Here is a 20,507-nt window from a genome sequence, read left to right as displayed (position 1 = left end):
AGGGGAAAAGCTTGAATGCGGAGGCAGTTCGGATCTCACCTTTGGCCCTTGGTCTTTCGCCTTTAGTCGCTCTTCTGATCTTCAATCTCCAGCAGCAGATTCCCGAATTTATCCACTGTCGCCACCGCGAAGGGTGGCACGACGATGGTCGAGGAATATTCAATGATGATGCAGGGACCGGTGATGCGGTTGCCGGCTCGCAGCTTTTCGCGGTCAATGATGTTGGTTGCTGCCTCGACCCTGTCGAAGACCACCTGGCGGGTGTCGAGGCTCGCCTCCGGTCTCGGCTGCGCGTCGCCAGCATCGATCTCCGGCAGACTTTGCTGTCGTGGTCGGCCGAGGGAACGCAGCCGGACATTGACCACTTCGACCTGCTTGTCGGGATTGGCGTAGCCGTAGGTTTTCTCATGCAGGCGGTGGAAGGCGGCGACGAAGTCTTCGCTGAAGGGAACCATCAGCTCGAAAGACTGTCCCCGGTAGCGCATGTCGAGGTAGCGCTGATGGACGGTCCGCCCGGCAGCAACCCCTTCCGCGGCCAGTTCCTCCTCGCCGCGCCGTTCGAGCGGCTGAAACAGTTGTTCGGCTTCGTTCGGATTGAGTCCGTCGGCGGGACGCATAATCGTCTGTGAGTAATCCTTGATGACGTCCGCCATCAGCATGCCGCAGGCCGAGAGGATGCCGGGATTGCGCGGGATAAGGACTCGCGGGATCTGCAGCAGGCGGGCGAGGAAGGCGGCGTGCATGCCGCCGGCGCCGCCGAAGGAGAAGAGGGTGAATTCGCGCGGATCAAAGCCCCGTTCCACGGAAATCACCTTGATTGCGCGCTCCATGGTGGTGTTGGCGATGTCCAGGATGCCTTCGGCCAGTTCGCGGGTGCCGATTCCGAGCTGTTTCGCCAGGTGCCGGAACGGTTCCTGAAGGCGCTCGGTCTGCAGCTGCATGCCGCCGCCGAGAAAGTGATCGGCGACCATGCGTCCGAGGTAGAGGTTGGCATCGGTGACAGTGATGCCTGTCCCCCTGCCGTAGCAGATGGGACCGGGATCGGCCCCGGCGCTCTCCGGGCCGACCTGCAGCGAGCCGCCGGTGTCGATTGTCGCCAGAGAACCTCCGCCGGCGCCGACGGTATGGATGTCGATCATCGGCACCTTGACCGGGTAGTCGGCGATCTGCGCCTCGGTGGTCAGCGGCAGTTGGCCGTCGATCAGGCAGACATCGGTGGAGGTGCCGCCCATGTCGAAGGTGATCAGTTTTTCGAAGCCGGACTGGCGGCCGATCTCCAGCGCCCCGACGGCTCCCCCCGCGGGCCCGGAGAGGATGGTGCGCACCGATTCCAGCATGGCGGTCGCGGCCGAGATGCTGCCGCCGTTGCTCTGCATGATGCGAAAACGGCTGCTGCCGATCTGTTCACTCAGGAAGGTCAGGTAACGGCGCATTTTCGGCGAGACGTAGGCGTTGATGACGGTGGTCGAGGCCCGTTCGTACTCGCGGAATTCGGACAGGGTCTGATGAGAAAGGGAGACCGGAATGCCGAGCGGCTCCAGGGCCTTTTGCACCTGCAGCTCATGGTGGGGATTGGCGAAGGAGAAGAGCAGGCAGACGGCAATCGATTCAACCTGGGCGCCACGCAGCTTTTCGCCCAGGGCGGCGAGGTCTTCATCCGACAGCGGTTCCAGCTCCTGCCCGGTGTTGTCGATGCGCCCGGGAAGACCGAAACGCAGTCCGCCCGGAACCAGCGGCGGGTTGCGGCGGCAGGCCAGATCATACAGTCGGGGCCGGTTCTGACGACCGATCTCGATGACATCCTCGAACCCCCGGTTGCTGACCAGGGCGGTGAGCGCTCCCTTTTTCTCCAGGATGGCGTTGGTCGCCACGGTTGAACCATGAACCAGGTCAACGGCTTTTTCTCCGGCGATGTGCCGCAGTCCCGCCAAAACCGCCTCGGCCGGGTTGCGCGGCGTCGAAAGGAGTTTGTATTCTCCCCACTGATCGCCTTTGCGCCAGATGAAATCGGTAAAGGTGCCGCCGGTATCGACGCCTATGGTGAGCATTCGTCTCCCTCCGTTGTGTCCGTCCTGTTCAGGATTTCGCGTATGTAGTCGAGCCCTTCGTCGTCCTGAAAGCGGTTGTAGCTGATGATGCGCGGGATGGTTCGGAACAGGTCTCTGTTTTCTTCCAGGATCAGTTTCTGGGTCAGCAGGATGCGGCTTTGTTGCAGGCGCCGGGGCTGCTGCCTGGCTTCTTCCAGGGTCAGGACGCTAAAGCCGGGAAAGTCCCTGCCGATGTGGGGGTAGAATTCATCGACGCGATGGCGGATCTGCGGGGAGATGACCACCATGGTGATCTGTGTGTCCCGCGGCAGCAGCGGGAAGTTGAGCAGTTGTTCCAGCGGCGGGGTGATCCGCAACGGAACCAGCGGAACGCCCTGCTGTTCGCAGCTTTCGCGCAGGCGATTTTCGCAAAAAAAGGTCGTGATCACCAGGTCGGCCTGCAGCGCGCCGCATTGCAGCAGGCGCTCCACTTCTTCCAGGTGTCTGGGTTGGACCGGAAGTCCGAGAGCCAGTTCCAGTTCCCGGCGACCGAGCAGCAATTCGTAAAAATCGAGTTCCGTGTAGACCACGCGCGGAATCCGATGGCCGATCTCTTCCAGGGCGCTGACCGCCATGGCAATCATTTCCAGGGCGCTGAATCCGCTCAGTTCCAGGTCACGCAGCAGGGAGAACATCTGGTCTTTGGCGCGACGATAGGTCGCGGCCTGTTCCTCTCCGGGTTGACGCAGAACCCTGCTGCCGGCCTTGCGCCGGCGTTCGATGACGCCTTCGGCGGCCAGCAGGGCGAAGGCTTTGCGGGCGGTGTTGATGTTGACGCCGTAGGTGCGGGCGGCCTCCTCGCCGAGAGGAAACCGGTCGCCCGGGTTTTCCAGCACCCGGTCGAGCAGGCGCAGCTGCAGGTAGTGCTGTTTCGGCAGGATTTTGTTGAGGGATGATTCCGTCATAATTTTCATGGTGCCCCGGTTATTTTGTTCGGGCAAGAAAAAACAAACAATATTTTATCTAATTGTGCCGGAGTGATGATTGCTCCCTGTATTCGGGCGGGGAGCGGGCATAATAACCATAGTCAAGCGTTGTTAACTGATTGGCAATGCCGGGTGGTGCTGAACTTGCCGGGCCAGATGATATGCTGATTCAGGCAGAAAGGAGGTAAAGATGAAAAAACTGCTTATTTTGCTGATGGTATCGGTTCCGTTGACCTGCTGGGCTGTTGACAAACCTGACGATCCGCAGCGCGCGAAGCTGGTGGTGCAGGGCGATGCGTTGCTGCAGGTTGCTGCCGACCAGGTTCGGTTCAGTGTCGGGGTTATCAGTGAAGATCGTGACGCCGGCTCGGCGCTGGAGAAAAACAGCCGTGCCATGCGGCAGGTTGAAAAGGCTTTGATCCGTGTCGGACTCAACAAAAGGGGAGTACAGCACCGGGCAGTTCCGGTTGCAGCCGCGCTGGTCATCCCGACCGCGCACCGCGCCGCGAGATTGGCGTCCCGAGATCGTCGGTTACAGCGTGCAGAACAGTCTCAATATCAAAACCGTCAGGTTGCCGCTGATCGGTGCCCTGATCGAAGCGGCCCGCCAGGCCGGCGCCGATGAGATCGGCCAGTTGCGTTTCGGTCTCTCCGACCCGCGCAAATATCGGCAGCAGGCAATCGCCGAGGCGGTGGCCCATGGTCGGGAGGATGCCGAGAACGCCGCGGCGGCGGGGATGCGACTTGGCGCGATCAGGCAACTGACGATCAGCTCGCAGGACGGTCCACCGGTCCGTCCCTTGCCCGGTGCCGTCATGGTCAGAAGCATGTCAGCCGAGGCGGCACCTCCGATTATTGCCCCGGATGATCTGCAGGTACGGGCTGCGGTCACACTGACTTTCGCACTGCTTCCCAAGGTGGGGACGGTTCGCTCGGGTCAATAATCTTTTAGAAATTTTAGAGAAATATCATTGAAAATTAAACACGATTGGAGTTTAATTGTTTCATTGATTACCGTAGTTTCAGATCCAGTGCTGTATAACCCTGAATCAGTGAGTCCCTTGTCGGCGGATAGCCCAAGTCATTGCTCTGCCTGAGCTTCCCAAAAATCACCAGCGAACCTATGGGTGCGCTTCAGATTTTTGGAAACCTCATTCAGGCCAAGCACTTGCACTCTCTATCCAACAGGAACTCACTGATTCAGGATGACGCCTGAATCAACCGGTTCAGGCAAAGGGGGCGGCTGTGAAGAAACTTGTCATGGGAGTGGTGCTGTTGCTGGTGGCGGCCGGATTTTCGGTTGCCGGTGCGGAAACCTTCGGGGTGAAGAAGAAACGTCCAAAGTTGAGCGAGTTCGGCCGAGTGGTAATCGACAATGGTTCGACTGCCAAGGGACAGGCCGCGGTGGCCTTTCCACACTGGCTGCACCGGTCGAAATTCACCTGTCGTCTCTGTCATGTCGATCTCGGCTTCGCCATGCAGGCCGGCGTCACCGGGATCACCGAGGCCGACAACCGGGCGGGTCTTTACTGCGGCGCCTGCCATGACGGCAAACTGGCCTTCGCGGCCGTTGAAACCGGAACCGACGGGGTTAAGCAGGAAAATTGCGAACGCTGTCATTCGGTCGGTAAGAATGTTAAATTCAAAAACGATTTCAACAGTTTCCGACGTACCATGCCGCGTGAACGCTTCGGTAACGGCATCGACTGGCTCAAGGCCGAAGAAGAGGGTTTGCTGAAGCTGGTCGATTATCACGAGGGCTATTCGGTTAACCACGCCAAAATCAAGGACCCGGAAGATATCGACCTGTCGGTCAAGGAAGACAAGATGCCGGATATCATCTTCTCACACCGCAAACATGCCGTCTGGAACGGTTGCGAGACCTGCCATCCGGAGATTTTCCCGATCCGCAAGGGGGCCAAACCCTACAGCATGCAGGATATTTTTGACGGCCGATTCTGCGGCGTCTGCCATGACAAGGTTGCTTTCCCCAACATCGACTGTCAGCGCTGTCACAGTCGGCCGGTCTTTTGATGATGCGCGGCAAGAGGCTGTTGCTGGCGCTGCTGGCGGGACTGCTGCTGGCCGGTCTGGTTGAGGGAAGCATCTTCAAACTTCCGGTTCCCCCGCCCCAGCATCGTTACGGGGATCTGCTGATCGACCGGGTTTCAACCAGATCCGGGCAGAAGCCGGTCTTCTTCTCTCACTGGACCCACCGGACCCGGTATACCTGCCGTGTCTGTCATTTCGAACTCGGTTTCGATTTCAAGGTCAACCGCACCGAGATCACCGAGCAGGCCAACCGCGAGGGGATGTACTGCGGTGCCTGCCACGACGGGGTAGTCGCCTTCGGACCCACCGACGAAAATTGCGCCCGTTGCCACACCGGCAAGGCGGAAATCGACAAGCAGTCTTTTCTCAAGCTGCAGCGGACGTTGCCGCCGACCGGTTTCGGTAACGGCATCAACTGGACCCGGGCGCTGCAGAAGGGATTGATCGCGCCGAAGTACAGCATCTATCGTCCGGAGGAAAAACCGCTGGATTTCAGCAAACGCCTGGAGTTGACTGCCAACTGGTCGATGGTCACTCCGGCGATTTTTGACCATGCCACCCATGTCCCATGGCTGGACTGCGCCAATTGTCATCCGGATATTTTCAACATCAAGAAAAAGACCACCAGGCATTTCGAGATGCGCTATATCCTGGAGGGTAAATTCTGCGGAGTCTGTCACCTGGATGTAGCTTTTCCGCTGGATGAATGCGAACTCTGTCATCCGGGTATCAAACAACGATGATGAGATCGGGGAGTGATCTGTTGAGAGTTGTTCGGAGAACGATGTTATGGGTTTCGGGATGGGGCGTGATGCTCGTCCTGCTGCTGCCGGCGAAGGTGACGGCGGTTGAGATGTCGCCCGAGATTGAGACCGCCCTGGCGCTCTGCGCCCGTTGCGCGGCCCTGCCGGATGAAGAGGTGCCGGCGGCGGCCAAGACCGTCCACTTACTGGTGGAGAAACTCGAAGCCGCGCGGAATCCAGCCGACAAGGTCTGGTTGTTCCGGCTCAAACGCTGCGGTTCTTTTCTCGCCTATCGCGCTGAGGCTGCCGCGGACGGAGAGAAAAAGCCGGCTCAGTGAGCCGGGCGGACGGAATCAGTCGGCAGCTTCCTGAGTCGTCAACGCACTGAATTTCGGGCCGGTCACCAGCAGGTTGTTCGGCAGGCCGGCCTGAATCGTCTCCATGGTGCTGCCGAACAGGGCCTTGATCGGTCCATGACCGTAGGCGCCGAGCACCACCAGCGCGTCGTGTGGAACCTGGTTGAGATGATCGCCGATCCGCCCGGACGAAAAAACGTGCCAGTTCTCCCGCTGAATTTTATTTGCCAGCCCCTGCCGTTCCAGATGTGCTGAAAGCTCCTTCTGGTCTCCCAGGCTGAAAATTCTCAGTTCCACGTTGCAGCGTTGCTGAATCTCCAGTGCCAGCCGCAGCGCCCCGGCGGCGGCGTCGGAACCGCCGTAGAGAACCGCCAGGCGTGTCCAGGGTTTGTAGACCGGGGAGGGGATGAGGATCGGAAAGGGAGCGGTCTGCAGGATGTGCCTGACCTTCGAGCCGATGAAGCCGAGACTGATGCGGCTGGTCTGGTCACTCATCGATCGCGGACAGGTCATCATGCCGTATCCGGGCGACAGGTCGGGCAGGCCGGTGGCGGTATATTTCTCCGCCTGGAAAAAACGGGTTGTCAGCGTCGGACCCAGCTGCAGCATCGCTTCGGCATTCTCTTGTGCTGTTTCCGGCTGGTGCAGGTAGGAACGGTCGAGGTCGACCTGCACCACCTCGTTATCGAAATAGAAGAGAAATTTTTTGTCTTTCGGCAGGTAGATGTCGAGCGGACGCTGCATGCGGCGGCAGGTGTAGGCCGATTGCAGCAGGGTTTCGCGGCCGAACGGAGTGTTGCGGAAAACGTGCAGCAGGGGGCGGTTCATCGGGATTACTCCAGTGCTTTCTGGGTTTTGGTGGCCATTGTTTCGGTGTTCCTGATGCCGGTGTCCAGGCTTTTTCCCAATTGACTGACGACCAGGTAGACACCGCCGATGAAGAGCAGGAAGGCCAGCAGCCGGAAAAAGGTTTTGCGCTTGAAGATCGCCAACAACAGCAGACCCGTCGCGGCGGCGTAGATCACGTAGGGATTGTTTTGCCAGAACAGGGTGAATTGTTCGGTCAGTGCGGATGAATTCATCGGGTGCGCCTGCAGAGGTCGGGACAGGATGTGTCTGCCCCGCGGATAAAAGAATTTAATTATTTTTGAATGGTAACAGAATCAGCCGGTAAAGGCGAGCAGGTAGCCGACGATGGCTGCCAGGCTGGCGATGCCGAGCAGGATGATGGAGATGTAGATGAAATCCCCCTGGCGTTTCAGGCGGGTGGCATTGAAGATCAGCCCGGCGATGCTGAAGCCGAAGCCGGCGATGAAGAGATTGAGAGCATAATGGAGCAGGTCGCGTTTCCAGTAAAGTCGGCGCTGGATGTCATTGACCCGATCGAAATACCCCTGGGTTTCCGGCTTGGCGGCAGCCAGCACCAGCAGGCCGGCGAGCAGGCAGAGCCAGCCGAGCAGCCCGGCGGCGCGCAGGACGTGGAGATTGGAGTCTCGCCCGGAGTTGCGGCGTTCCGGGGTGCCGCGGTGGTTGCGGGGCATGCGGGCCTCCTTGGAATCATCGCTTCAAGTTTAGCAGGTCTCCGGCCTTTGGGGGGGCGGAACTGAAATTTCAGATTTTCAAGCCATAGAGGTATTGACCGCAACATCCCTCGGGAAAACGGGCCACGTCCGGCAGGTGTCCCCAACGTTCGAAATGGAATTTCTCCAGCAGCCCGCGGCTCGGCCGGTTGACGTCCATCAGGATGGCGATCAGGGTGTGGAAATTCTGCTGTCGGGCAGTGAGGATCGCCTGCTTGAGCAATTTTCCGGCCAGCCCCCGGCCGCGTGCCTGCCGGTCGAGGTAGTAGCTGACTTCGGCAACGCCGGCCAGAGCCCTGCGTCCCGGGCGGTAGGGGCTGAGGCTGCACCAGCCGAGTACGGTTCCGTTCTCTTCAGCGAGCAGGATCGGGTAGCGGTCGGCGCTGTGCTGTTCGAGCCAGTCCCGTCGACTGTCCAGGGTCGCCGGTTCGGTATCGGCAGTACAGAAGGATTCTTCGACCGCCTGGTTGTAAATCGCGAGGATGGTCGGCCAGTCATGTTGTTCGGCATTGCGGAAGTTCATCGGCAGCTCGTTTGTTCGGATTATGGTTGCCAGCAAATCCTTGACCAAAATGCGGCAAAAAGCAACCGGTGGTTTGTTCCGCCAGGGTCACCTCCCGGACACTTTCGCCGGTCACGAAACTTGACACCGAAGCCCGACTCAATTACAAGAAAGTCTCTTCAATATTCAATATCACCAAACGAAAGGTGCATGGAATGAAAGTTACGACCCGTTTCGCGTTCTTTATCGTTTTCCTCGCCCTGGCCCTGACCGGCTGCAACAAGCAGGAAGAGGCCGTTTCGACGAAGACAGCTGAGAAGCCTGCGCCACAGGCGGCGGAAAAACAGGTCAAGGCCGGTTTTGTCTATGTCGGCCCGGTGGGTGACGGCGGCTGGACCTATGCCCATGACCAGGGCCGTCAGGCGATGGAGAAGCTTCCATTCGTCAAACCTTCGATCTTCCTCGAATCGGTCCATGAAGGGGCCGAGGCCACGCGCGCCATTACCGGTCTGGTGAACAAGGGCTGCAACCTGGTCTTCACCACCAGTTTCGGTTTTATGGATGCCACCCTGGAGGTGGCGAAGAAGCATCCTGATACGGTTTTCATGCACTGTTCGGGTTACAAGACCGCTGACAATGTCGGCACCTATTTCGGCCGCATGTATCAGCCGCGCTATCTCTCCGGCATCATTGCCGGCAAGATGACCAAATCAAACATTATCGGTTATGTTGGTGCCTTCCCGATTCCCGAGGTAATCCGCGGCATCAACGCCTTCGCCCTTGGCGTGCGCAGTGTCAATCCCAAGGCCGTGGTTAAAGTGGTCTGGACCCAGACCTGGTTTGATCCCGGTGTCGAGCGGGATGCCGCCGACAGCCTGCTCGATGTCGGCGCCGACGTGCTGACCATGCACCAGGACGCTCCGGCCACCCTGCAGGCCGCCGAGGCTCGCGGCGCCTATGTCATCGGCTACAACTCCGACATGCGCAAGTTCGCCCCGAACTCTTTCCTGACCGCTCCGGTCTGGAACTGGGGAGCGCTTTACACCAAGGTTGCCGCTGAGGTGAAGGACGGCACCTGGAAATCGCGGCAGATCTGGTGGGGGATGGACAAGGACCTGGTGCGCCTGGCGCCGCTGAGTGACAAGGTTCCGGCCGACGTCAAGGCCCTGGTCAAGGAGAAGACCGCCGCGATCGTTGCCGGTACCCTGAAACCATTTGCCGGGCCGATCAGCGGCCAGGACGGCAAGGAGGTGGTGGCGGCGGGGGCCGTCATCGCCGACGCTGATCTGCTGGGGATGAATTATTTCGTCGCCGGGGTTCAGGGAGCGATCCCGAAATAACCTGCCGGGCATTTTTGCCGCCAAGTGTGCCAAGAAGGTCAAAAAACTTATTAACGCAGAGGCGGAGAGGGGCTGAGATGGAGAGAAAACCTTTTGGGGTTAAAACCAAAAAAAGCCTTGTGTTTTCTCTGCGTTCTCTCCCTCTCTGCGACTCTCCGTTGAAAAAGATTTGCTTGGCGATCCTGGCGTCTTGGCGGCCCGGGGGGTTCCCCTGTCATTCATTACGGTAAACATGCCCGACCTGCTGCAGATCGAACATATCCGCAAAACCTTCCCCGGGGTGGTGGCGCTCGACAGCGTCTCCTTTTCGGTCGCGCCGGGGGAAATCCATACCCTGCTGGGAGAGAACGGCGCCGGCAAGAGTACCCTGATGAACATTCTCACCGGGCTTTATCGGCCCGATCGCGGGCGGATACTGTATGCTGGTCGCGAGGTGCGCTTTGCCCGTCCGCGCGCTTCGCTGGCCTGCGGTATCGGCATGGTTCACCAGCATTTCATGCTGGTTCCGGCCCACAGCGTGTTCGAGAATATCCTCCTGGCTCTTGACGGGGTGCCGGGGTTTTTCTCCCGGCGCCGGCTCCGGGATCGTATCCAGCAGGTGATCGATGAATTTGACCTCGACCTCGATCTTGACAGCCCTGTCTGGAAGCTTTCCATCGGTGCCCAGCAGTGGATTGAACTGATCAAACTACTGATGCGTGACTGCCGGCTGCTGATCCTCGACGAGCCGACGGCGGTGCTGACGCCGCAGGAGAGCGAGCGGCTGTTCGCGGTGCTGACCCGGCTCCGGGAGCAGGGAAAAAGCGTGATCTTCATCTCCCACAAGATGCGCGAGGTGATGGAGATCTCCGACCGGGTGACGGTCTTGAAGAAGGGTCGCAGCCTGACTACCCTGGCTCGGGGTGATTTTGACCAGGCCCGGCTGGCGGGGCTGATGATCGGCGACGACCAGGTGCCGCAATGGCGGAAACAAAGCCGGGTCGGGGACGACGTGGTACTCGATATCCGCGACCTCTCGGTCCGCAACGACCGTGGTCTGGCCGATCTTGACAGCTGCAGCCTTGAGCTGAAGAAGGGCGAAATCCTCGGGATCGCCGGGGTGGCCGGCAACGGCCAGAAAGCGCTGGCTGAAGTCCTGACCGGATTGAAGAAAGCGGCCTCCGGGAGGATTTTCGCCGCCGGAGAGGACATCACCCACAGCAGCGCCCGCAGTTCGTACATCGCCGGCATCGCCCACATCCCCGAAGACCGCAAGAGCATCGGCATCGCGCCCGACCTGAGCGTCGACGACAACCTGATTCTGAAGAGCTTCAAGCAGCCCGGATTCAGGCGCTGGATTTTTCAGGACCGGGCGGCGATCCGCCGCAACGCCCGCGAGAAGATCGCGCAGTTCGCCATCAAGGCCGGTCCGGACGGGGCTCCGGTGCGCTATCTGTCCGGCGGCAATATCCAGAAGGTGATCATCGCCCGCGAACTTTCCGAGGATCCGGCGGTGCTGGTCGCTCTCTACCCGACCCGCGGACTTGATATCGGCAGTGCCGAGTATGTTCACAAGGTCATGGCGGACGGCGCGGCGCGAGGGATGAGTACCCTGCTGATTTCCGAGGATCTGGACGAACTGCTGAAAATCTGCGATCGCATTGCCGTCATGTTCCGCGGCCGGGTGGTCGGCTGTGTCGATCCGCGGCAGACGACGCGCGAGGCGATCGGGCTGATGATGAGCGGCGAGGAGGTGGCATGAGCCTGCCGCGTTTTCGCACCGAACGGCGTGAACTGAACGCGCCGCTGCTGCGTTTTCTGGCCCCGTTGCTTTCGGTGCTGGTGGCCCTGTTTGTCGCCGGTTTCCTGCTGCTGGCCGCCGGGGTCGATCCGGCCGCCGCCTACCTGGAAATTTTCCGCGAATCGGTAGGTTCGATTTACGGGCTTTCCGAAACCCTGGTCAAGGCGACGCCGCTGATTTTCGCCGGCCTGGGGGTGTCGCTCGCGTTCCGCATGCAGATCTGGAATATCGGTGCCGAAGGACAGATCTATATCGGCGCCATGGCCGCCAGTGGGGTGGCGCTTTTTTCCGGGATCGAAAACCATCTGCTGATGCTGACCTGCATGCTGGTCGCGGCCTTTATCTGCGGCGGTCTCTGGGCCGGGGTGGCGGGGCTGCTTCGGGTCCGCTGGCAGGTCAACGAGGTGATCGTCACCCTGCTGATGAATTACATCGCCATTCTCTGGACCGATTACCTGCTGTTCGGCGCCTGGAAGGACCCCAAGGGGTTCAATTTCCCCCTCAGCGCCCAGTTTTCCGACGCGGCCCGTCTCGGTGACTACTTCAATACCCGGCTGCACAGCGGTTTCTTCCTGGCCCTGTTCTGCGCCCTGCTGCTCTACCTGCTGATGGAACGCACCGTCTGGGGATTCGAGATCAAGGCCATCGGCAGCAATCCGCAGGCGGCGCAATATGCCGGGATGAAAACCGGGCCCGCCATCGTCCTGGTCCTCTTCCTGAGCGGCGCGCTGGCCGCCCTCGCCGGATTCAGTGAAGTCGCCGGGCTGCAGCACCGGTTGATTCACGGCATCTCTCCCGGTTACGGTTACACCGCCATCATCATCGCCTGGCTGGCGCGACGCAGCGCCCTGGGGGTGGTGGTCGTCTCCTTCCTGATGGGGATCCTGCTGGTCGGCGGCGACAGTCTGCAGCTCACCTGGCAGCTGCCGATCGCCTTCATCTATGCCTTCCAGGGGTTGATCCTGTTCTTTCTGCTGGCCGCTGATTTTTTCCTGCAGTACCGCATCCGCCGGGTCGCCGGAGGTGACGCATGATCGATATCCTGCTCGACGCCACGGTACGTGCCGGCACACCGATCCTGTTCGCCACCCTCGGCGCCCTGATCAGTGAGCGGGCCGGGATCATCAATCTCGGTATCGAGGGGCTGATGCTGATCGGCGCCCTGGCCGGTTTCAGTGCCGCCCACGGCTGCGGCAGCCTGTCGGTCGGCCTGCTGGCCGCCTTTGTCGCCGCCATGGCGGCGGGCGCCATTCACGCTCTGATCTGTGTCCAGTTGCGCGGCAACCAGATTGTCAGCGGACTGGCACTGACCATGTTCGGTATCGGTATCACCGCCCTGTTCGGGCGCGGCATGGTCGGCCTGACCATCGACGGTTTCAGTCGTATCGCCATCCCCGGCTTATCCCGGCTGCCGCTGGTCGGCAAGGCTTTCTTTGACCAGGACGCGCTGATCTACCTCAGTTTTCTGCTGGTGGCCGTCATCTGGTTGTTCTTCTACCGCACCCGCTGGGGACTGAACCTGCGCACTGCAGGTGAAAATCCGGCCGCTGCCGATACCTGCGGGGTTCCGGTGGAGCGCTACCGGTTTCTGGCCGTGTCCGTCGGCAGCGGCATTGTCGGCCTCGGCGGCGCCTACCTGAGCATGGCCTACACGCCGATGTGGATTGAAAACATGTCGGCCGGCCGCGGCTGGATCGCCGTCGCGCTGGTGATTTTCGCCTGCTGGTCGAGTCCGCGGGCGATGCTCGGTGCCTATCTGTTCGGCGGTATCACCGCTCTGCAGTTGCGCATGCAGGCGATGGGCACCGAGATCAGTGCTCATATTCTGCAAATGCTGCCCTACATCGGCACGATCCTGGTGCTGGTGGTCTCGACCCTGCGGCTGCAGAAGGGCGCCGGTCAGCAGCCGGAGAGCCTGGGCCTTCCCTATGACCGGGAGGATCGCAAGTGAGACCGGCGTTTTTCTAAGGAATGAGGTTATTCATGTCGGCAAACCTGATTTTTCTGCTCATGGCGCTGGCTGCCGGAATTTCCATTCCCACCCAGGCGGGTATCAATGCCCAGCTCAACCTCTTCACCCGCTCGCCGGTACTGGCCGCGACTGTCTCCTTCGCTGTCGGCACCCTCACGCTGGTTGTTTACGCCCTGCTTGCCCGTACCCCGTTGCCGAGTCCGGAATCTCTGTCGGGTCATCCCTGGTGGGTCTGGACCGGCGGCATCCTCGGCGCTTTTTTTGTCGCATCAACGGTGGTCCTCGCCCCGCGGCTCGGTGCGAGTACCATGGTGGTGCTGGTCCTGGCCGGACAGATGATCGCCTCGCTGCTGCTCGATCATTACGGCTGGCTCGGCTATCCGGTCCACACCGTCAGTGTCGGTCGTATTGCCGGGGTGGTGCTGGTCTGTCTCGGGGTGGTGCTGGTGAGATGGTTTTGAGACGTGAGACGAAGGGGGCTGCCGGTCGGCAGCCCCCCCCTCGGCTGTTGACGGGACTCTGCTTTCAGCCCTTCTCCCTGCCTTCTTCGAGAACATCCATCTCGGCGCGGACGTAGGCGCGGCCCTGTTCACGGACCTGGTCGATGTAGTTCTTGGCTTCCGGGCCGGCTTTGCGTCGTTTCGGGCCTTCCTGAACATCCTGAAGCAGGTACAGTTTCAGTTGATGTTTTTTGCTCCAGATGATCGGCGCGATCAGGGCTGTCGCCAGGGCCAGCAGGCCAATCGCGAAACGTACCGGGACGGGAATGGGCAGCTTGACCCAGACCACCAGGTTGAGCAGGGTGATGGCGATCCAGAAGATCACTTTTCCCTGCCTGACCGCTTTGCGGCTCTGCTCTCGCTGCTCGCGAATCAGTTTTGAAGTCAGAGCCTTGCCGTCGGTGAGAGCGGTTCTGACCATCTGGTGAACCGGGGTGTGCAGATCGGTCATAACGGTAATCCTCCTGTGTTTTTCGGCCCGGATATTAGCACAGGATGATTCTGGATTCGAGGGTCTTGCCGGCGGAATCGTCCATCCCGCCTTGTTGCTTCCGGTCGGCCCGGTACGGCCGCGGTCGGGGTTTTTCCCTTGAAGAATATTCCACAGCTTGACGTGGATTATTCTTCAGCGACAGGGGCGTCAGCATGGCGGAAGTGCTGATTGCGGCATTTCCCGGTTGGTGTTCAATTTGCACTCCCAAGGAATTGTTTGCCTGAAACCCTGTTGAGTCACCCATCGGGAGCTGTTGATGAAACGTTCAGTCGCCGGAATTCTCTTCACCTTGATACTGCTGCCCGCCTTTGCCGCGGCTTTCGAAATCAGCTCGATCGCTCCGAGTCGCGGTGAGCCGGGGACCGAAATTACCGTGACCGGCGGCCCCTTTTCCCGCCTGACCCAGGTTCGGCTGGGAGAGAAAACTGTTCCCGTTCATGATGTGAATTCACGTGTATTGCGTTTTTTTCTGCCCGATGTGCAACCGGGAGAGTACGTGCTGTCGCTGGAACATGACGGCGAAGAAATCTCTCTGACGCAATTCATCGAAATTCTTGAACCGACACCGCTGATCGGCAACATCTCGCCCCGGAATATCGATGCCTGCGGAACTGCTGAAGAACAATCCGTCCAGATCGATGGACGATTTTTTCTGGACGGGGCAAGTCTGCTTTTCGATGGTGTTTCGGTCCCCATGGAGTGGGTTGATTCGGGACAGATCCGTTTTTTTATTCCTTCGACGATGAGATCGGGGGTTCACGGTATTCAGGTGCGGAATCCCAGCGGAAAGACCTCGTTGCCGCATTCCCTGTGGGTCAATGATATCCCCTCAATTGACAGCATTGAGCAGGGGGAGGATTATGTGAATCACTTCGAAATTATCATTCATGGACGCAACTTCTATTTTAACTCGATTCTCAGCGTAACCCAGCCGAACAGTCGGGCGCCTGAATCTGATCATCGTTCCAGGATCATCTATACCGATACCAGGGGATTCGGCAGCAATCCCGGAAGTGTCCAGCAAACGTCTGATCGGCTGGTTTTTCGTGACTGTCGAATCCTGATCTATGAACGCTATCCGTCCAGCAGCCAGGCGCGGGATCTGTTTTTTCAAGTGATCAATCCCGATGGGAAAAAATCGGAGCCGTTCGGCATCTCTCTTCCCTGACCCGGGGGATGCCGATGTCGGAGGGGGCGGGGGCTGATCTCCAGTTCAGAGAACCAGCTTGCGGGCAAGATTACGGGCCCGGTGTCTTGTTTTGTCGGATAAAGACGGATTTTTTCTGTTGACCAGGCCGACCCAAAGGATGCCGACCGGCCTGGCGCCGATCATGCGGGAGAGTTTTTTCAGCGCGGCGGGAGCCCCTGAAAAATATCGTCCGAGCCAGGCGGGGGCGGCAGATGATGAAATCAGAAGTGCTTTTTTCGTGGGGTCGGGCTTTCTGATCTTCGGGGCCGGCGTGTCCCAGGGCCAATAGGCGAAACTGATGCAACGTTCCATGAAGGCGCGGGTCAGGGCATTGATATTGCCGAAATTTACCGGCGCTCCGAGGACAAGGCAGTCGGCGGTTTCAATGGCGGCAAGGATGGCGCCCATATCGTCATCAAACGGGCATTTTCCGCGTTCACTCCCCTGTTCCTGCAGACAGGCACGGCAGTTTGTGCAAAACTCAATGTGCTGTTCCCGAAGATAGATCGTTTCCGTCTTCAGCCCCGACTCTTCAATTGTCGTCATGATTTCGCCGACGACGGTATCGATGGTTCCGCCTTGACGATAGCTGCCGATAATAGCGAGGGCTTTTTTGTCTTCAGCCATGTCCCCGTCCCGTTTCAAGTCTGTTCCGCAAGAATCGTTTCATAGATCGCTTTAGCTTTTTTCAGAAAATCATGCACATGTCCGGGGGCCACGGTTTTATGACTGTGGTACAGGTTCATCCAGCCATTTTTACAGACAATATGCCATCCCCGTGAATGTTGTTTTGAAAGAAGCTGGATGGTGTTTTCGTTGAACAATCTCTTAACAGCTTGTTCATTGTTGGAGTACAGGAGGTAGTGGTCCGAAAAATCGCTGTTGTCGCTGACGTCGATTTTCCTGTATTCAGGATTTAATGAGCTGTAATTCGATGCAATATTTATTGCATATTTATGTATTCGTGAAATTTTATCGATTGGAGTTAATGAAAAATAACAATGAATGTCGTTTGATAAAAGAAATGCCAACGCAGTTATAATGTTGGTTCTTCCTTTGCTGTAGGTTGACATGTAGTCAAACAGGATGAATTCGATTTCGTCGAAATATCCTTTTATAATGTTTCGTATTTGTAAAAATCTTTCATGTTTCCCCTGTGGCGCAAGGAGAAAAAAATCCGGGATGTCATCAAGCTTTTTAACGTTGTTTTTGTCATTTGTAATGTAACCAAAAGCCTGCGCCTCTTTTCGAACAGCTTTTTCTCGTTTCAAGTTCTTTGTGCCTAAAATAACGCCTATTGTTGCGATGATTAAAAAGGGTGCCAGGATAATGACCCATTGATGGCTTGCGATAAAGTCCATTCTGAATTCTTTTTTTGGTCAGGGGCGTATGGGCCGGGCAGGAGCTCACAGGGGTGTTTTTCGGGGTGAGGGCTCCTGACGATTTCAGAAAAAAGCAATAGTATCAGGAATGAAGCTGAGGGCAAGCTGCGTCATTGATGGCTATCCCCCCCCGGAGAGTCATCCAGACCTTTCGGGGGGGGGGGGGGGAGGCAGGGATCAGAAATCGGGGAGTGCCGGTGGTAATTGATCGAAAATGGTGGTGAAACTCCAGGCAAGGGAGGGGAGGGGGTTGCCGTACAGGTCCGTGACTCCCGTCAACTCAACCCGGTAGCCGGTATAGGCCATCAGGTAGTCATCGGGAGTGAACGCCAGCTGCCTGGTGTCCGGATCGTAGGTAAGCGTTCCGCTTAATGGCCCGGATGGGCCGATCAGCCGTAGTGAATCGGTCGAAACAGAGACCGGGTCAAGCTTTTCGTCAAAACCGAGGGAGATGACGACATCGATGGAGGTTTTGCTGTCGACCGGAGGCACCTGGTCGAGGATTTCAGGCGCGGTCATATCCCAGACTGGAGCGGGATTGTTCAAGCGATCGAGGTAGCGGTTCAGCAGGTCCGCGTTCAAGGAACTGCTGTCGATGTCGGCCAGGATGGCCGCTTCGGTCGCCTCCCTGGTCGCCGGGTCTCCGGCCGCGGCAAGGCTCTCGGCGATCATGGTTTGCCGGGCCTTGATCTGGTCGTCGATCATCAGTTCCACTGCCGTTCGCTGGTCGTCCGTCAGCGCAGTGCCGACATTCTGTTCGATCAGATTCTCCAGGGTTCCCATCAGCCCGGCGACGATTCCGGCGGCATGATGGGCCGCCACTGCGTTGCTGTCGCCGGACTGGATGTAGTCGTCGAACAGGGAGATTCCCGCACCGAGGCCGAGTTGCGAACGGATCCGGGTTTCGGCATCCGGCAGTGAAAGGGCGGGGGTCTTGTCCCGCTCGTTCTTGACCAGGGTTGTCAGGGGGGAAATGAAGGTCCATTGACCCGCCGGCGCGACCAGGCGATAGCCGGCGGCAATCGCTTCCTGCGGCTGATCTTCATCGATCGTCTGCCCGGCGATGATTTCGGCGACGACCGGGTAGCGGTCGCCATCACCCGGGGCGACCTGCAGGCTGAAATGGCCTCCCGCGGAGGTGATGTCCCAGGGTTCCCCCGCGTCGAGTAATCGATTGCCGTTGCGGTCGAGAAACACCCGCGCGCCAGTGAGGTAGCCGTCAGCGACTCGCCCGCTGAGGGTGGTCGGCGCCGGTTCCGATGTGCCGCCGCCTCCGCCGCCGCAGGCGGACAGCAGCGACAACAGGGAAATCATTATCAACAGCTGAATGATCTTGATTGTTCTCATGTCGGTTTCTCCTGTTTCAGGTCTGCGGTCTGGGTACGACCAGCGAGACCGCGTCATTCTCGGAATTCACGTAAATCCAGTAGCCGATCCCGGGGACAAGGACGGCATCCGGGTCGTCGCCGGGGTACAGGATCATCCGGTTGCCCCAGTCCTCGCCGACAAAGGAATACACCCCGTCGATCACCTGCCCGGCGGCCACCGCGTCACTCCATGTGAGGGGGGCGGAACCGTCCACCTGAACCTGGATATCGGCGAGAGCGACATTTCCTCCGTAGGGGTTGGCGATCAGGTTCCAGCCTTTCTGCAGCGGGATTTCACAGCTCGGGGCGGGATTCTCAGTGGCCGGATCCGGGGCCGGGAGCTGGCTGACGGCGGCACGCTTGATGACATATCCCGTGCCGGCGATCAGCCCGCTGTCGCCGGAGACCAGCTGGTAGTGGCCGGTCTTTTTGCCGTCGGCGAACCACTGGTAGGCCGGTGATGCGCCGAACGCCTGGTCGGCGGTCAGGGCCGGGACGGCGGGGTCCGTGGGGATGCCGACGATATTCCTGCCGTTCAGCAGTTCGATGCGGGGCGCGTCAAGTTCGCCCTCGGCCGGGAACCGGAACAGAACCGTCCCCTGGGCGTCCCGGGCTTCGAAATGGAAGAACTGGGAGGCCATCGGGCCGAGATGGGTGGTGAAGCCGTAGGTTGCCCCGGCGGCAAGGATGCCGCTCTGCAGGGTCATCGGATAGGCATAGCCGTTGAGTATCAGCATAACCGCGGCGGGGGCGTTGCCCGAAGTGTCCTGCAGAACGATGCGGAAGAGATAGTCGAGGTCGCTTTTCGGTACCCCGCCGACCAGGTTGGAGGAGTCGTCCCCGCCGTCGAGGCGGTCGACGCCGGGCAGTCCACTCTCGCTGGCCGGCAGGCGCAGACCGTCGGCAACCGGCTGGAACAGCGCTTCGATGCGGTGCGAACTGTCGACGGCGACGAACTGGTATTGCTCGACCGGGCCGACGGATGTGCCGTCGACAAGAACATCTTCAAGGAAGAAGCCGGCTGCCGCGCTGATGATGTAGCTTTGCGACTGGCCATACGGCAGCAGGCTGTCGCCGGATGGGGTGATGGTTCCACCGCTGCCGGCGACGGCACTGATCCGCCAGGCGCTGGTCGCGGCATCGAGGGGCGCGCTGTCCCGGCTGTCGATGACACCGTCGTTGTCATCGTCCGGGTCGGCGTTGTTGCCGATCCCGTCGAGGTCGGTATCGAGCCATTCAGAAGCGTCCAGGGGGAAGGCGTCCTGGCTGTCGATGACACCGTCGTTGTCATCGTCCGGGTCGGCGTTGTTGCCGATCCCGTCGAGGTCGGTATCGAGCCATTCAGAAGCGTCCAGGGGGAAGGCGTCCTGGCTGTCGATGACGCCGTCGCCATCGCTGTCCGGGGGGACATAGGCCGCGACCTCGATGGTCACCGTTTCAGAATCGCTCAGGCTGCCGTCGCTGACCGAGAAGGTCGGACTGTAGCTGCCGACCGCGGAGTCGGCGGGCGTCCAGCTGAAGCTGCCTGTGGCGGCGTTGAAGCTTGCCCCCGGCGGCAGGTTGACAACGCTGTAGACGAGCGTGTCGCCGTCGGGGTCACTGGCGCTGAGAACGAAGCTCAGGGTGGACCTCGCGGTCACGGTTCTGCTGCCGATGGTTGCCAGCACCGGCGGCCGGTTGACCTGCGGCAGGATGGCGGAGCTGACGGCGATATTGGAATAGTCGCTTTCGTTGCCGGCCGCGTCGTAGGCGGTGACGGCAAGATAGTGTACCTGCTCGTTCACCAGGCCGCTGAGGGTGGCGGTCAGGTTGTTGCCGACATCGATCGGCGATGGCCCCTCATTGGCCCCGGTGCCGTTGAACGGCGGATCGGGGGAGGTTGTGGAATAGTAGATCTTGTAGCCCGTGACCCGGCTGTCGGAACTGGCATCCCAGGTCATGGTAATTGTTTTGGCGTTCACCGCGGTCGTGATGGCCAGGGTGAGCCCGACCATGAACAACAGTACTCTTGAAACGTTGATCCCCATCATTGACTCCCTTTTTCCATGTGCTTGTCGTTACCGGTCTGCGGTAAAGGCAAAAAAAGCGCTCGCCTCGTTACCGAAGGTGAGCGCTGTGGGGATAGGGGGAAAACCGGGGATGGTTTCGCGAACACTCTCTTCGGCAACCCGGCTGTCCTGTGGTCAGGACCCGTGGCTTTGCGTCGCCAGATCTCTCTGGTTTTGCCCTTATCGGAGA

21 protein-coding genes, 1 pseudogene and 1 riboswitch are annotated in these 20,507 nt (G+C 59.5%); of the genes and pseudogenes, 11 read left to right on the top strand and 11 right to left on the bottom strand.

Annotated elements, in window-relative coordinates; translation table 11 throughout:
• Window positions 1-62 precede the first annotated feature (62 nt).
• Both C2E25_RS01130 and C2E25_RS01125 read right to left on the bottom strand, forming a co-directional pair.
• Window positions 63-2,048, bottom strand: coding sequence for a hydantoinase/oxoprolinase family protein (locus C2E25_RS01130; RefSeq protein ID WP_103113982.1), 1,986 nt, complete (start codon window positions 2,046-2,048; stop codon window positions 63-65).
• The gene (locus C2E25_RS01125; protein ID WP_103113981.1) at window positions 2,036-3,001 is read right to left on the bottom strand and encodes a GntR family transcriptional regulator; all 966 of its coding nucleotides are present in this window, start codon (window positions 2,999-3,001) and stop codon (window positions 2,036-2,038) included. Before C2E25_RS01125 ends, C2E25_RS01130 begins: the two co-directional genes overlap by 13 nt.
• A 202-nt stretch (window positions 3,002-3,203) precedes the next feature.
• Between C2E25_RS01125 and C2E25_RS18065 the strand changes: the two are divergent.
• The 5 genes and pseudogenes from C2E25_RS18065 to C2E25_RS01100 form a co-directional block, all read left to right on the top strand.
• Window positions 3,204-3,416 (top strand): annotated as a pseudogene (locus C2E25_RS18065) (hypothetical protein); the annotation flags it as partial.
• A 19-nt stretch (window positions 3,417-3,435) separates the two neighbouring features.
• A complete protein-coding gene (locus C2E25_RS01115; RefSeq protein WP_103113979.1) occupies window positions 3,436-3,957 on the top strand; it encodes an SIMPL domain-containing protein in 522 nt (173 codons plus the stop codon).
• Between the two features lie 301 nt (window positions 3,958-4,258).
• The gene (locus C2E25_RS01110; protein WP_103113978.1) at window positions 4,259-5,047 is read left to right on the top strand and encodes a c(7)-type cytochrome triheme domain-containing protein; all 789 of its coding nucleotides are present in this window, start codon (window positions 4,259-4,261) and stop codon (window positions 5,045-5,047) included.
• Window positions 5,047-5,808, top strand: coding sequence for a c(7)-type cytochrome triheme domain-containing protein (locus tag C2E25_RS01105; protein ID WP_103113977.1), 762 nt, complete (start codon window positions 5,047-5,049; stop codon window positions 5,806-5,808). The genes C2E25_RS01110 and C2E25_RS01105 overlap by 1 nt, the downstream gene beginning before the upstream one ends.
• Window positions 5,809-5,876: 68 nt before the next feature.
• Complete coding sequence (locus tag C2E25_RS01100; RefSeq protein WP_103113976.1) at window positions 5,877-6,146, top strand: hypothetical protein; 270 nt, start codon at window positions 5,877-5,879, stop codon at window positions 6,144-6,146.
• Window positions 6,147-6,161: 15 nt separating this feature from the next.
• Here C2E25_RS01100 and C2E25_RS01095 read toward each other — a convergent pair whose 3' ends face one another.
• The 4 genes from C2E25_RS01095 to C2E25_RS01080 all read right to left on the bottom strand — a co-directional run bounded on the left by C2E25_RS01095 (window position 6,162) and on the right by C2E25_RS01080 (window position 8,267).
• The gene (locus C2E25_RS01095; RefSeq protein ID WP_103113975.1) at window positions 6,162-6,992 is read right to left on the bottom strand and encodes a universal stress protein UspA; all 831 of its coding nucleotides are present in this window, start codon (window positions 6,990-6,992) and stop codon (window positions 6,162-6,164) included.
• A gap of 5 nt (window positions 6,993-6,997) precedes the next feature.
• Entirely contained in the window at window positions 6,998-7,246 is a 249-nt protein-coding gene (locus C2E25_RS01090; protein WP_103113974.1) for a hypothetical protein, read from the bottom strand.
• A gap of 81 nt (window positions 7,247-7,327) precedes the next feature.
• A complete protein-coding gene (locus tag C2E25_RS01085) occupies window positions 7,328-7,705 on the bottom strand; it encodes a hypothetical protein (protein ID WP_103113973.1) in 378 nt (125 codons plus the stop codon).
• Window positions 7,706-7,775: 70 nt separating this feature from the next.
• Window positions 7,776-8,267 (bottom strand): GNAT family N-acetyltransferase, encoded by a 492-nt coding sequence (locus tag C2E25_RS01080; protein WP_103113972.1) that lies wholly within the window; start codon window positions 8,265-8,267, stop codon window positions 7,776-7,778.
• A gap of 194 nt (window positions 8,268-8,461) precedes the next feature.
• Here C2E25_RS01080 and C2E25_RS01075 point away from each other — a divergent pair, with 194 nt between their 5' ends.
• From C2E25_RS01075 to C2E25_RS01055, 5 genes are all read left to right on the top strand, one after another.
• The gene (locus C2E25_RS01075) at window positions 8,462-9,586 is read left to right on the top strand and encodes a BMP family ABC transporter substrate-binding protein (protein ID WP_103113971.1); all 1,125 of its coding nucleotides are present in this window, start codon (window positions 8,462-8,464) and stop codon (window positions 9,584-9,586) included.
• Window positions 9,587-9,818: 232 nt separating this feature from the next.
• The gene (locus C2E25_RS01070) at window positions 9,819-11,327 is read left to right on the top strand and encodes an ABC transporter ATP-binding protein (protein ID WP_103113970.1); all 1,509 of its coding nucleotides are present in this window, start codon (window positions 9,819-9,821) and stop codon (window positions 11,325-11,327) included.
• On the top strand, window positions 11,324-12,400 hold the full coding sequence (locus C2E25_RS01065; RefSeq protein ID WP_103113969.1) for an ABC transporter permease: 1,077 nt from the start codon (window positions 11,324-11,326) through the stop codon (window positions 12,398-12,400). Before C2E25_RS01070 ends, C2E25_RS01065 begins: the two co-directional genes overlap by 4 nt.
• Window positions 12,397-13,317, top strand: a complete 921-nt coding sequence (locus tag C2E25_RS01060) for an ABC transporter permease (protein ID WP_103113968.1) — start codon at window positions 12,397-12,399, stop codon at window positions 13,315-13,317. Before C2E25_RS01065 ends, C2E25_RS01060 begins: the two co-directional genes overlap by 4 nt.
• 32 nt (window positions 13,318-13,349) lie before the next feature.
• Entirely contained in the window at window positions 13,350-13,799 is a 450-nt protein-coding gene (locus C2E25_RS01055) for a DMT family transporter (RefSeq protein ID WP_199177343.1), read from the top strand.
• 64 nt (window positions 13,800-13,863) lie between these two features.
• On the opposite strand, the gene C2E25_RS01050 is transcribed toward C2E25_RS01055, so the two are convergent.
• On the bottom strand, window positions 13,864-14,289 hold the full coding sequence (locus C2E25_RS01050; RefSeq protein WP_103113966.1) for a hypothetical protein: 426 nt from the start codon (window positions 14,287-14,289) through the stop codon (window positions 13,864-13,866).
• Window positions 14,290-14,587: 298 nt separating this feature from the next.
• Here C2E25_RS01050 and C2E25_RS01045 point away from each other — a divergent pair, with 298 nt between their 5' ends.
• Window positions 14,588-15,499, top strand: a complete 912-nt coding sequence (locus C2E25_RS01045; protein WP_103113965.1) for an IPT/TIG domain-containing protein — start codon at window positions 14,588-14,590, stop codon at window positions 15,497-15,499.
• A gap of 45 nt (window positions 15,500-15,544) precedes the next feature.
• Here C2E25_RS01045 and C2E25_RS01040 read toward each other — a convergent pair whose 3' ends face one another.
• The 4 genes from C2E25_RS01040 to C2E25_RS01025 form a co-directional block, all read right to left on the bottom strand.
• Window positions 15,545-16,147: a flavodoxin family protein gene (locus C2E25_RS01040; RefSeq protein WP_103114109.1), complete on the bottom strand. Its 603-nt coding sequence runs from the start codon at window positions 16,145-16,147 to the stop codon at window positions 15,545-15,547.
• Between the two features lie 14 nt (window positions 16,148-16,161).
• Entirely contained in the window at window positions 16,162-16,881 is a 720-nt protein-coding gene (locus tag C2E25_RS01035; RefSeq protein ID WP_103113964.1) for a hypothetical protein, read from the bottom strand.
• 198 nt (window positions 16,882-17,079) lie between these two features.
• Window positions 17,080-18,249, bottom strand: coding sequence for an Ig-like domain-containing protein (locus C2E25_RS01030; RefSeq protein ID WP_158247079.1), 1,170 nt, complete (start codon window positions 18,247-18,249; stop codon window positions 17,080-17,082).
• A 16-nt stretch (window positions 18,250-18,265) separates the two neighbouring features.
• Window positions 18,266-20,296 (bottom strand): putative Ig domain-containing protein, encoded by a 2,031-nt coding sequence (locus C2E25_RS01025; RefSeq protein ID WP_158247078.1) that lies wholly within the window; start codon window positions 20,294-20,296, stop codon window positions 18,266-18,268.
• Between the two features lie 132 nt (window positions 20,297-20,428).
• Window positions 20,429-20,506, bottom strand: a riboswitch (cyclic di-GMP riboswitch).
• Window position 20,507: the final 1 nt, after the last annotated feature.

It is taken from the genome of Geothermobacter hydrogeniphilus, from assembly GCF_002898515.1.
GTDB lineage: Bacteria > Desulfobacterota > Desulfuromonadia > Desulfuromonadales > Geothermobacteraceae > Geothermobacter_A.
The sequence above is the reverse complement of the archived record's forward strand: the minus strand, read 5'-3'. Positions and strand labels throughout refer to the sequence as shown.